6 protein-coding genes are annotated in these 13,306 nt (G+C 48.3%); all 6 read left to right on the forward strand.

Annotated features, from left to right (window positions below; all coding sequences use genetic code 11):
* Positions 1–13: 13 nt before the first annotated feature.
* The 6 genes from ACKI3C_RS11325 to ACKI3C_RS11350 all read left to right on the forward strand — a co-directional run bounded on the left by ACKI3C_RS11325 (position 14) and on the right by ACKI3C_RS11350 (position 12,983).
* Positions 14–142 carry a dockerin type I domain-containing protein gene (locus tag ACKI3C_RS11325; protein ID WP_407405135.1) on the forward strand — a complete coding sequence of 43 codons (129 nt, stop codon included), beginning with the start codon at positions 14–16 and terminating at the stop codon, positions 140–142.
* Between the two features lie 419 nt (positions 143–561).
* Positions 562–2,820: a leucine-rich repeat protein gene (locus tag ACKI3C_RS11330; protein WP_407405107.1), complete on the forward strand. Its 2,259-nt coding sequence runs from the start codon at positions 562–564 to the stop codon at positions 2,818–2,820.
* Between the two features lie 242 nt (positions 2,821–3,062).
* On the forward strand, positions 3,063–4,343 hold the full coding sequence (locus tag ACKI3C_RS11335; protein WP_407405109.1) for a leucine-rich repeat protein: 1,281 nt from the start codon (positions 3,063–3,065) through the stop codon (positions 4,341–4,343).
* Between the two features lie 216 nt (positions 4,344–4,559).
* Complete coding sequence (locus tag ACKI3C_RS11340; RefSeq protein ID WP_407405111.1) at positions 4,560–7,268, forward strand: leucine-rich repeat protein; 2,709 nt, start codon at positions 4,560–4,562, stop codon at positions 7,266–7,268.
* A 260-nt stretch (positions 7,269–7,528) separates the two neighbouring features.
* Entirely contained in the window at positions 7,529–10,537 is a 3,009-nt protein-coding gene (locus ACKI3C_RS11345; RefSeq protein WP_407405113.1) for a leucine-rich repeat protein, read from the forward strand.
* A 208-nt stretch (positions 10,538–10,745) separates the two neighbouring features.
* Positions 10,746–12,983 (forward strand): leucine-rich repeat protein, encoded by a 2,238-nt coding sequence (locus ACKI3C_RS11350; RefSeq protein WP_407405115.1) that lies wholly within the window; start codon positions 10,746–10,748, stop codon positions 12,981–12,983.
* The last annotated feature ends 323 nt before the right edge of the window (positions 12,984–13,306 follow it).

The following is a 13,306-nucleotide window of genomic DNA, read 5'->3' on the forward strand; positions in this document are numbered from 1 at the left end:
CACAGATGCAAATATCTTGACCAACATCATCCTGGGCAAGGACACGGCAAGCAACTATGGAGGCCGTGCCGATGTCGATGGCAACGGTGCCGTTGATGTGAGCGACGCCAACCAGGTGACCAACATCATCCTGGGGAAGTAGATAAAGGTTTAAATGTTTAAGGGTTTAAGAGTTTAAAATGCCATCATAGGGACGTCCCTGTGATGGCATTTTCTGCTTCTATTGCGAGTAACTATTCACCAATAGAGTTTTTAGGGACTCCCCGCGCGGATCTCACAGATTTCACAGAATTTATATAATTATTTCAAGTTTCGCATGTTGCTAAAATATCGCCTAGCATCGGTAAGCGGTACTTTACGGCATACGAAACTCTTGAAATTTCAATAAAAAAAATCTGTGAGATCAGTGTAATCTGCGCGGGGAGTTCCATTGGTGAATAGTTACGTTCCATTGGTGAATAGTTACCTATTGCGAAAAACTGTTAAATAATGTTACCCCCCCCATAAATAATGTAAAATTTGTTACTTTTGTAAATCAGAAAATCAAAACACTACAATAATATGAAGAAATTACTATCCCTATTCGTTATGGTTGCAGTGGCTGTGAGTGCCATGGCTGCCGTGGGCGACATCTTTGCCGTGGGTAATTTGAATTATAAAATACTGAACAACACTTATGTTTCGGTTGTAGGTTTGAGCGCCAGTGGCAAAGCGGTTTCGAGCCTTGCACTTGATATTCCGCCAAGTGTGACTTACTCAGGCGTAAAATATGCTGTTACCGGAATTAATAGTTACGCGTTTGAAAATGCAACCAATTTGACAAGCGTAACTATCAATTATTGTCCCGATGGCAACACAATAAAATATGAAGCGTTTAAGGGATGTAAGAATATAACATGGGTGCGCATTCCCAGTTCCACAATTAGAATTGAGGAAAAGGCATTTGCGGATTGTACTGGCTTGAAATATGTGTATATGGCTTGTCCCGACCCCGACGCTGTGGATGTAAAAAACAATGCGTTCCCTAACAACTCGAACATGGAACTGCATATACCTAAAGCCGGAATAACTGGGATTTCGGATGCATACAAGAGACTTGCTGCATACGCACCATTTTCGGTCGTATATATGAGTTCTGATGCATACGACTTCCTGTTTACCGACGGTGCACAGATGTGTGTCACCAATAAACCCACAGCCACCGAGCCAGGTGAAGTCTCTATGGTGGGTTACAGCATGAGTGGCAGCACAGCCAAGGACGGTAATTTCGTCCCCGCTTGCACAGGCACCAGCACAGGCGCATACGGCTCTTACGGCTACCGATACCACTTTGTTGAAATTGCCCGCTATGCTTGCCAGAATAATAAAGATCTTAAGAGTATAGACCTGTCAAAGCTCACTAAACTACGCAGCATAGAGACTAACGCGTTTTACGATTGCACCAACCTCACTACAGCCAACATCAACTGCGCGTCGTTGACCGCCATTGGTGACAAAGCCTTTCGGGGTACAGGTATCACAACAATCCACATACCCGCCGGGCTCACGTTGGGCAATTTATACTTTAGTGCATTTCTTTTCTGCGATAATCTCAAGTCAATCACTGTGAGCGAAAACAACAATTCGTTCAGTTCATATAACGGCATGGTGTTCAGCAAAAACCATAAAATACTGTATCTGTGCCCAGAAGGAATGCAAGGCATGCTTGAAGATCGTGAATTCCCAGGGGAGTTGACCGAGGTACATGACCATGCCTTTCGTTACACAACAGACAAACTCTCTTTTGTGGCATTGCCTTATGGCGTGACTACAATAGGTGATGGTGCTTTCTTGGGTAGTGAGGTCACTACTATAAGAGTCCCCAGCTCGGTGACCAAGTTAGGATATCAGGCATTTTCCACAACTCCAAAAACACTTGAAACCCTTATGTTCAATGTGGCTGAGCCACTATCAAAAAGCTCCACTCTTTTCTACACAAGTGCAGCTTTGACCAACCTGATTGTACCATACGAGGCGGTAGAAACCTTTAAGAATACCGAGCCATGGAATAGATTTACTAATATCAAGTCGGGTGCTTACGATATTTTAAAAGTGGGCTTAACCGGTAGTATTAGGCTTACACACCATTCGGGCTATACCGTTTTTTCTACCGAAAAGCAAACCATCGACGGAACCGATTACGACGGTTGTGCAAGACTGACCTATCTTAAAACAGAAATTAGCTCAAAGGTTGCAGATGTAGTGATAGGCAAATCTGTTACCCCCAACAACTCGCTGAAAAAGAGTTTTGTAATCACTGAGATTGGTTCGGGCGTCTGCACCGACGAAAATATAATTGATTTCTCCCTCACGCTCGATGAGTATGTAACCAAGGTAGGAAAAGACGCATTCAAGGGTGTTGACAAGCTCATCAAGCTCACTCTGGGCAAGAATGTGGCAAAGATTGGCGAGAACGCCTTCAACGGCTGCTCGCGCCTGGGCGAGATAGAGTGTAAGGGCATGACACCTCCTAATGTATTGGATGCCAACACCTTCAGCACCTATGCTACCACAACCCTGCGCGTGCCTGCGGCTGCCCTCTCGGCATATAAGAATCATGCGGTGTGGGGCAAGTTCTTACACATCGAGGGCGTGGGCAGCGATGTCAAGGGCGACGTGAACGGTGACGGCGTGGCGGATATCACCGACACTAACATCCTCATCAACATCTTGCTGGGCAAGGATAGCGCAAGCAAGTATGCCGGAGCCGATGTGACCGGCGACGGCGTGGTGGATATTGCCGACGTAAACGCTGTGCTCAACCTCATTCTGGGGAAGTAAAAGCCTCTCCCCCGGCCCCTCTCCTACAGAGAGGGGGGGAGGATGCCATCACGGGGGACTGTCCCTTTGATGGCACCAAAGCCTCTCCCCCAGCCCCTCTCCTACAGAGAGGGGAGTCAAAATGCCATCACGGGGACTGTCCCTTTGATGGCACAAAAGCCTCTCCCCCGGCCCCTCTCCTACAGAGAGGGGAGTCAATAACGATAGTAACGTCCTAACGATAATAACAAAAACAACTCAATATGAAGAAATTATCATTACTTCTTTTTCTTGCGATGGTGTCGATTATGGCATCAGCTGCAACTGGCGACACGTTCACCGTGGGTGACCTTAATTATGAGGTTTTTAATGAAGACAGAAACACTGTCGATGTTACTGGCCTCAGTGCCGCAGGCAAAGCCAAAAGCGATTTAGCCCTTGTTATTCCCCCAGTGGTGACACACAATGGAGTAAGATACAATGTATCGAGAATCCAGGAAACGGCTTTTTCTAATTCGAGCAACTTGAAGAGTGTTACCTTCAGTTATAATCCTGATTCTTGGGTTATAATCCTTCAAGGCGCCTTTGCGTTTTGTACCAATCTCACTTATGTGCGTTTTGCCAGTTCGACATATTCAATCTTGTCCACCGCATTTATAGGTTGTTCTAAACTGAAAGATTTTTATTTCGCAAGGACCACACTGCCGATTGTTTACGACTTCTTACCCCGTAATGTCGGCATGACACTATATGTGTCCAAAGCCGATCCTAATACCGTGGAGAGGTATCGGGCAAATGAAAAGTTCGACTTTATCAAAAACATTGTCAAGAGTTCGCTGGCCTATGATTTTCGTTGGGAGGACGGAGCGCTGATGGCATGGAAGGATAATACCTATAATCGAGACTTGGTCATGGTGGGATGGGACCGCACTGCAGGTTTGGTACAGGATCGTGCTTTTGTGCCATTGTGCGGCAGTGGAACATACGGTGCTTACGGCAACAAATATAATTTCGTCGCTATTGCCGACAGTGCTTGCCTGGGCGATACTTATCTCAAGAGTATCGACCTGTCACAACTCACCCGTATGGAAACGATAGGCGTCAGTGCATTTAGTGGCTGCACTAGCCTTAGCACTGTGGTTTTGGGCAGTAGCGTGAAAACGCTTCTTGCCAATGCATTTAATGGTTGCACAGCGTTAACCGACCTCACAGTGAATGCACAGACTCCTCCCATTGCATTTGCTTCCTGCTTCACCACCTACGAGACTACAACCCTGCGCGTGCCCGCGGCTGCCCTCTCGGCATATAAGAATCACGCAGTGTGGGGCAAATTCCTTAACATCAAGGCGATAGGCAAAGACGGCCTGCCAGGTGACGTGAATGGTGACGACGTGGTGGATGTCACCGACGCTAACATCCTCATCAACATGTTGCTGGGCAAGGATAACGCAAGCAACTACAACGGCCGCGCCGATGTAAATGGCGACGGCACTGTCGATGTGAGCGACGTGAACGAAGTGCTCAACATCATGCTGGGGAAGTAAAAGCCTCTCCCCCAGCCCCTCTCCTACAGAGAGGGGAGTCAAAATGCCATCACGGGGACTGTCCCTTTGATGGCATAAAAGCCTCTCCCCCGGCCCCTCTCCTACAGAGAGGGGAGTTAAAATGCCATCACGGGGACTGTCCCTTTGATGGCGCCGAAGCCTCTCCCCCGGTCCCTCTCCTACAGAGAGGGGAGTTAATAACGATAATAACAAGATATGAAAAAGATTACATTACTTTTGTTGGCGCTGATTGCCATGAATGCGGGCGCAGTGCAGTACATTTCGGGCAAATTGGTGTTTGATCTCAACAGCACCAATCACACTGCCACGGTTTTAGCATTTAGAACGGACCTGACTGCGGCCGACAAAGCCAATGTGAATATCCCGCTCTATGTCACCTACAACAATGAACAATACAATGTTGTGAGTATCCATGACTATGCCTTTGTGAATGAAACCGATGTGAAGAAAATCACTATCACAAAGAATGTCCAGCACATTGCTCCTGCCACCTTTGTTAATGGTGCCTCGTCGCTTGAGGCCATCAATGTGGACGCGAGCAACACTGCCTATTCATCGGTTGATGGTATTCTCTATAACAAAAATCAAACGATGCTCTACCGCTGCCCCGAAGCCTTCAGTGGCGCGAACGCCGATGGCACCATAGCCTACAATTATCTTCCCAAGACGGTGAAGACCATCGGACAAAATGCGTTCTATCAATGCGCGAAATTGTCGTCTATTAGAATCCGTTATGGCGTAGAATCGGTTGGCCAAGGCGCGTTTTTTGGAAGCGCTGTGAAAACACTGCTCATCCCAAGTTCGGTGACCTCGGTCGGTGCGGGAGCCTTTAAGGAGTGTCGCAACCTGTCGTTTTTCTACTTCAACCTCGCAACACCTCCTGCAATTAGTGACGATATGTTTGAATTGTCTAGTAGAATGATGACTATCTATGTGCCTGCCGAGTCGGTAGATGCTTACAAGGCTGCCAATGTGTGGAAAGATTATTCTAATGCAATCAAGCAGGGCGCTTACGACTTTGAAGCCTATTACGGATTTGCCGTTTACGGCGGCTGGACAGCTCCAAAAGCAGAGTATAAGAGTGAATTTACCATCATCAGCAACAAGCCCGAGACCATCAACGGCAAAGAGTATGCTGGCCGTGTGCGTGTTACCAATGTGTCGAGCTATAGCAACAATAATTTCACGCGTAACGATTCGGTATGTTTCAACATGGGCGATGACGTGAATGAATACGTTGGCGGTCCACTGTATGCTGTTACAAGCATTGGCAGTAGAGCATTTGAAGCCAACAACTTTAACTTCAAGCTGTATTTGGGCGCAAATGTCGATACCATCAGGCCCAATGCGTTCAAGGGCACATCGCACATGGATAAACTCGTCTTTAACCGCGGCCTCAAGTACATAGGAGAGTCGGCATTTGACGGCTGCCATATACCTCACGACATCATCTTGCCTTACGGCATAGAAAGGATGGAGGGTGCATGCTTTGCAGGCAACGACATGCAGCGCATCCTCGTTCCCTCGTCGATCAAATCTTTAGGAGGGGCATTTATTGATCGTTGCTCATCGTTGAAAGAGATTTACCTGAATAGAAAGTCGTTTGCCACTACCGATAACCAGTGGCAGTTTAACAATGTGCCTGCCGATTGCAAGCTTTATGTGCCTGCCGGAGCCGAGGACGCTTACAAAGCCAATGACAAGTGGAAGAAGTTCGATATTTCGGCTGGTGCATTCGACTTCGCTCGTGGCAACGATTGGTTCAGCAGTCTGTACCGTGTGACTATAACTGGGGAAACCGAGACGCTTTATACCGATGTTCCAAATTGCGCCGGATATGGAAAGTATGTCTATCATCCCAATCACGCTCAAGTGTCGGACACCGAGTTTATTGGCGCTAAATATGAAACTTTAGGCGATAAGTCATACATCATTGGCGAAATCGGCGAAAAATGCCTGGTAAACTGCAAACAAATCAAGAAGATTGATTTGCAGAACATGAAATATTTGCTGACTATCAAGCCCTTTGCATTTGCGGGCACAGGTATCACCGAGATGGAAGTGCCCAAGACTGTAAGCACTATAGGAGAGGGGACATGGAACTATTGCGAAAACCTCAGCGAACTGTGCATTCTGAGATCTTTCCCCTCGATAGGTGGACAGTTTTTCCGCGACAACGCCGATGACTTCACCTGCTATGTGAAGTGGACCAATGTGGCACATTTCCAAAGTGAAGCGATGACTTGGACTAGCTCATCGTTGCCATTGCCTATCAATAGAATCAATGCTTGGGTGGAATATGGCGACAATTACGGCGACGTACAGGCAATTAGTGTGAATCATCCTGTGGACTGGAAAGCGAGCGCGCTGGATGCATGGGTGGTTACGGACTATGACGCTAATGCCCATAAGGCAATGCTCAACAAGACAGAGTACACATCTGACAATCAGGGCGTAATCTTGACAGACATTGAAAAGAATCACCGTTATTTACTCAAGCGTCCTCAAGTGCCGTTTACCGAAAAGAAGAATTTGCTCGTGGGAGCAGCTACTCAATCGGTAGATGTCTATGAGCAAAATGTGGGCTACTACTTTGACAACAAAGAAATATGTTTCCGACGCCCAACATCACACTTATTTACTGATAATTGCGCTCCCTACCTGAAACTTACAAGCGAACAGGCCGGTAATACCGACAAAATCACCATTGTTTTCGGTGACGTGGCATTGAAGGGCGACGTGAATGGCGACGGCGTGGTGGATATCACCGACGCTAACATCCTCATCAACGTCACTCTGGGCAAGGACAGCGCAAGCAAGTATGCCGGAGCCGATGTGACCGGCGACGGGGTGGTGGATATTGCCGACGTGAACGCTGTGCTGAATATCATTCTGGGGAAGTAAAAGCCTCTCCCCCAGCCCCTCTCCTACAGAGAGGGGGGGAGAAAATGCCATCACGGGGACTGTCCCTTTGATGGCATCATCACGGGGGACTGTCCCTTTGATGGCATCAAAGCCTCTCCCCCAGCCCCTCTCCTGAAGGGAAGGGGGGATGCAGAGCAACAAAAAGAAACAGATAAAAATAATTATAAAAAAATACCTCACTCTCTCAATCTAAACTCCCTTCCCTTTAGGGGAGGGCTGGAGAGAGGCTTATTAAAGTCATGAAAAAGATAACATTACTTCTATTATCAGCGCTGGTGTCTGTTATGGCATCGGCTGCTGTGGGCGATGTGTTTGTGTCAGGTAACTACAAATACCAGATTACTACCGAAGCTACCAGTACCGAGGTCAGTGGTGCCGGAGAGGCTACGTTATTGGGATTCAGTACCACTGCCTCTGCCGCCGACCAAGCCAATGCGGCAATTGCACAGTATTTCCAGAAAGACGGGAAGATGTATATCGTGACCGCGATTGCACCCAATGCTTTCTCTAACAACACCAACATCACGAGCGTGAGCATCAAGGGTGCCGTTGCTAAAGTAGGCATGTCGGCATTCTATGGATGCTCTAACCTCACCAAGGTAAGCCTGGGTTCGGTCACTACACTCGACAACTACGCATTTGCTTTTTGCACAAGTCTTACATCGGTGAAGATACCCGATACGCTCACCAGTATCAATAACTCGGCATTTGACGGCTGTACCGCTCTGGAGAGTTACGTGGTGAGCGAGAGCAACACCAACTACTCGTCATACGACGGCGCACTCTACAACAAGAAGCAGACCACTCTCGTGCGTATGCCCGCTGCCAAGGCCGAGAAGCCCGCTTACCCCAACACGCTCAAGACCATCTTTGCGCGTGCTTACAACAACTACAAGTATCCCCGCATCGAGATTCCTTACGGTGTGACCACTGTGGGTTCTCGCCCCTTTGAGAACAGTGAGGTGCAGGTTGTGGTAGTTCCCAGCTCGGTCCAGACTATCCCTACCGACATGTTCTATGGCTGCTCTAAGCTCATAGAGTTGTGGTCAAACATGCAAAATCCGCCCAGCATCGAGAAAGACGTGATGTTTGCCGGCGCCAACATTCCCAAATTGTATTTTCCTTTTGACGGAGAGAATAAATATACCAAGGAAAGCAACTGGAACTTCTTTCCTAAACTCTCTATGTATGGCCCCTTTGCCTACGACTATATCCAGGCAAGGGACGAGTATGGAACAAATGCCTGCTTTAACGTTACCGTTCACAGCACTGAGCCTTTCACTGCCAATGATGGTGTGACCTACGACGGCCGTTGCATGCTGGTGAAGGGTCCCTCATCAATGAACAAGAGTGATGACATTACCGTACCTAACTATTTTGAAATTTCAGGCAAGAAATATGCATTGACCAGAATAGGTGAATATGCCGGACAGTCACAGTATAACTTCTCAATGAGAGGCTGTGCCTTGATTGATACCATCGGCTACAGTGCATTTTATGGTTCACCTATCTCATCCTTCAATTTTGAGAATGTGTCTTATATTGAATATACTTCTTTTTCACATTGTAACCAACTCAAGACCGTGCAGTTTGGTCCAAAGCTTAAAAGTATTAGCGATATGGCGTTTCTTGAGTCAGGGCTTGAGGGCGATGTAGTGATACCCTATGGAGTAGGTAAGTTTAGTGTCGATGTATTTCATCGTACAAATATTAAACGCCTTTTACTCCCCAGTACAATCTCTTTCGTGGGTTGGGAAAGTTTTTCAATGCCCGAACTTGAAGAGTTGTACATAAATATCAAAACCAGGGATAGGATAGGTTCTCTCTTGGAAGATTATCCTGCTGGATGTAAAGTTTATGTTCCCATAGGCGAAGTTGATGGCTACCGCGCATTTGAATCGAGCAAGGACAAGGAGATCCTGCCCGGAGCATTTGACTTTGCCGAGTGCACAAGCGACGACAAGAGTGACTTCTTCACCACTCCCTATGCCTACAGCGTGGTCGATGCCGAGGCTAAGACCGTGAAACTGGTGCGCACCAAGAACACTGCTACAGCAGCAATGAAGACCTTTGAAGTAGGTGCCCAGTGTACCAATAATTCACTGGCATGTGCCCCCGAGGATGCTCCTGTTTACAAGATTGTCGAGCTGGGCGACTCACTGCTGGCTGGATGCAAGAACTATAACAACATCTCGCTCGAAGGGGCCGCACATCTGAGCAAAATAGGCAACTATGCACTGGCTGATGTAAAGGCTTCAACAATCACCATACCCCAAAATGTATTTAGCATTGGCAACGAGGCATTCAGCAAGGATGGCGGCGAATATCAGTGGACAACAATCGACAGCAAGATACCCGATCCTCGCAATGTCGCTATGGGTTCCGATGTATTCAGGGGCGTTGACTACAAGCACTGCACCCTCATCGTTCCCCAGGGCACCGAGTCACTCTACCGCGGGTTAGACCAGTGGAAGGAATTCTTCCCCGTTGCTCCCAACAGCACGGGCGAGGCTAAGCGTAATGGCAACATCAATGTGAAGTGGGTGCAGCTCTGGGAGAATGGTCCTAAGTTCGCCGAATACAACGTAGGTGCAGCCTCTGCTACCGGAAGTGGTGGCTTTTACTGTTGGGGTAAGAGTTTCGACCAGGATCCAAGTGAATATTATAAGGAAGGTACCGAACCTCTCTCTGGCTCTGACGATACTGCTACCAAACTCTGGGGTAGCAACTGGCGCATGCCCACTAAGGCAGAGTTTGAGGCACTCCTTGCCAACTGTGCCGCTGAGTGGACAACGATTAATAATGTGAGCGGACGCAAATTCACCGGCAAGGGTGATTACGCATCCTGCAGCATCTTCCTTCCTGCCGCTGGCTACTGCGACTATTACGCACACGGTAGCGATGACTTCCGCGGCCAGAACATTATGGGCCGCTACTGGTCTTCTACGCCTGACGGCACAAGTGAGGCTTACGACCTGTTCTTCTATTCGGGCTACCAGAGTCTGCTCATTGAAAATCGCACTAACGGCTACACTGTACGCGCGGTGCTTGCCGAGGAGACAGCACCAGTGACCAAGGGTGATGTGAACGGTGACGACGTGGTGGACATCACCGACGCTAACATCCTCATCAACATCTTGCTGGGCAAGGATAGCGCAAGCAAGTATGCCGGAGCCGATGTGACCGGCGACGGGGTGGTGGATATTGCCGACGTAAACGCTGTGCTGAATATCATTCTGGGGAAGTAAAAGCCTCTCCCCCAGCCCCTCTCCTACAGAGAGGGGAGTCAAAATGCCATCACGGGGACTGTCCCTTTGATGGCACAGAGAGGGGAGTCAAAATGCCATCACGGGGACTGTCCCTTTGATGGCACCGAAGCCTCTCCCCCGGCCCCTCTCCTACAGAGAGGGGAGGGTAATAACGATATTGACGTTAAAAACTACAAACTACTATATTATGAAGAAATTCTTGTGTTTTGTTTTATCGGCCATGGTGACCCTTGCGGCATCGGCTGGTTTAAAATGGGGTGAAAAATTCTCGGTAGGTGACCTGATGTACAAGGTGGACAACACTTCTCCGGCCAACGTTAGTGTTGTGGGATTAAGCGATGCTGGTAAAGCAAAGTCAAGTCTTGCTCTTACCATTCCCGCTACAGTCAATTACTCTGACGTTACATGCAATGTGTATATGGTTGGCGAGGAAGCATTTAAGGGTGCGGCTAATATCACAAGTGTACAATTTGACTACACCCCAGGCACCACTGTAGTGTATATCAGTGCGTTTGAAAATTGCACTAACCTTACATTCGCCCGTTTTGCAAGTTCAATAGGCGCAATACATGATAATGCTTTTAAGGGTTGTACAAAGTTGAAGAGAGTTTTCATCGCTCGTACCGACCCCGATAGCCAGCACTTTAAATCAGCATTCCCTAGCAACTCGGGAATGACACTGTATGTTTCGCGAGTTGGCGATAAAACGGTAGATAATTACAAGAACATAGATGCCTTCAGTGTGTTCAGCAGTATAGAAAGGAGTTCAAGCGCATATGACTTCCTGTTTACCGACGGTGCACAGATGTGTGTCACAAAGAAACCTACGGGCACCGATGCCGGCGAGTTTACCATGGTGGGCTACTACAAGAACGGCACTATCGCCAAAGACGGCCATTTCGTTCCCGCATGCGTAGGCACCCGAGGTGGCACTTATGGTGCCAATGGCTACAAATATGATTTTGCTGCCATTGCCGACTGGGCTTGCTACGAGAATACCGACCTGAAGAGCATAGACCTGTCAAAGCTCACTAAACTCACTCGCATACCTTCATATGCATTCATGGGGTGTACTAACCTTACCGAAGCCAAGGTTGACTGCGCGTCGCTCACCGAGATTAGCAACCTGGCATTTGCTTCTTCTGGCCTTACACGGATCAATGTGCCCGCTGGCGTTACCTACTGCAACTATTCGTTTGTGGACAACTGCTCAAATCTCCAGGAAATCACAGTGAGCGAGGGTAACACGGTGTACAGCTCTTATAACGGCATGATGTTCTCTAAGGATCGCACTACGCTGCGCGTGTGCCCCGGTGGTAAGACTGGTGTGATTCGTGAATATGATTTCCCCAATGAAATGATAATGGTTTTCACTCGCGCTTTTAAAGATTGCAAGAACCTTACCGGAGTATTTCTGCCCTACGGCGTTTATAACATAGAGACCGAGGCCTTTACCGGTTGTACTAGCCTCAGCACCGTGAAAATTCCCGGTTCGATCACCAAAATGGGAACCAAGGTGTTTGCTGGCGACACGTCACTCAAGAAACTGTTCTTTAACATGAACAATCCGCTCGAGATTGACGAAACTGCATTTGACGGCGCTCCGAAGACCACCCTCTATGTGCCTTTCCAGTCAATAGACAAATACAAGGCCGCAAACGTGTGGAAAGAATGGGCAAACGTCACCTCGGGCGGTTACGACTTCATGAAGAGTGCTGTGCAAACCACTACCGACGAGGCACCCAAGGGCGCTGGATACACTGTCTATTCGACTAGCCCTGTGACAGTAAACGGCGTTAAATATGATGGTCGCGTGCGACTCTCTTATCACAGTGACTGTGGAACAGACCTGTATGTCCCCGACGCGATTGACAATGACGGCATGACTTATAACGTGTATGAAGTGGGCGCGGGCATCTTCGCCGACGGCAAGACCGAAAAGTTCACCATGACGCTGGGCGATAACATCCTTGTCATCAGGTCCTCTGCTTTCAAGGATATCGACAAGCTCACTAAAATTAAAATGGGTGAGCACATGACCACAGTCTATGACAACGCCTTCAACGGTTGTTCGGGCCTTGCCGAGATTGAGATTGCGGCAGTCACTCCCCCTTATGCAATGTATGAGAACTCTTTCACCACCTACGAGACCACAACCCTGCGCGTGCCCGCAGAGAGCCTTGCAGCATATAAGGCTCACGCAGTGTGGGGCAAATTCCTTAACATCAAGGCGATAGGCGAAGGAGGCCTGCCAGGCGACGTGAATGGTGACGGCGTGGTGGATGTCACCGACGCCAATATCCTTATCAACGTCACACTGGGCACCGACAGCGCAAGCAAGTATGCCGGAGCCGATGTGACCGGCGACGGCGTGGTGGATATTGCCGACGTGAACGCTGTGCTCAACCTCATTCTGGGGAAGTAAAAGCCTCTCCCCCAGCCCCTCTCCTACAGAGAGGGGAGTCAAAATGCCATCACGGGGGACTGTCCCTTTGATGGCATTGAAAGCCTCTCCCCCGGCTCCTCTCCTACAGAGAGGGGGGGGGTAATAACGATTGTGACGTTAATATCGATAATACGCCTCCAATGACGGCACTCCTGGACATTCCGGATATTCTGGAATTTCCAGGGGTGTTGCGTTTAAACGGTTGATTAGTAGGAGTTTTTTGTTTTTTTGCCACGAGGGGGCGCGGTTGGTTGACACGATAATTACTATTTTTTGAAACATCCGTGATATTTTACTTGCAA

Source organism: Sodaliphilus sp. (assembly GCF_045598405.1).
In the GTDB taxonomy this organism is placed as follows: Bacteria; Bacteroidota; Bacteroidia; order Bacteroidales; family Muribaculaceae; genus Sodaliphilus; species Sodaliphilus limicaballi.

Coding starts and splice junctions, on each gene's coding strand:
- ACKI3C_RS11330 (WP_407405107.1), top strand. CDS start 562: ATGAAGAAATTACTATCCCTATTCGTTATGGTTGCAGTGGCTGTGAGT.
- ACKI3C_RS11335 (WP_407405109.1), top strand. CDS start 3,063: ATGAAGAAATTATCATTACTTCTTTTTCTTGCGATGGTGTCGATTATG.
- ACKI3C_RS11340 (WP_407405111.1), top strand. CDS start 4,560: ATGAAAAAGATTACATTACTTTTGTTGGCGCTGATTGCCATGAATGCG.
- ACKI3C_RS11345 (WP_407405113.1), top strand. CDS start 7,529: ATGAAAAAGATAACATTACTTCTATTATCAGCGCTGGTGTCTGTTATG.
- ACKI3C_RS11350 (WP_407405115.1), top strand. CDS start 10,746: ATGAAGAAATTCTTGTGTTTTGTTTTATCGGCCATGGTGACCCTTGCG.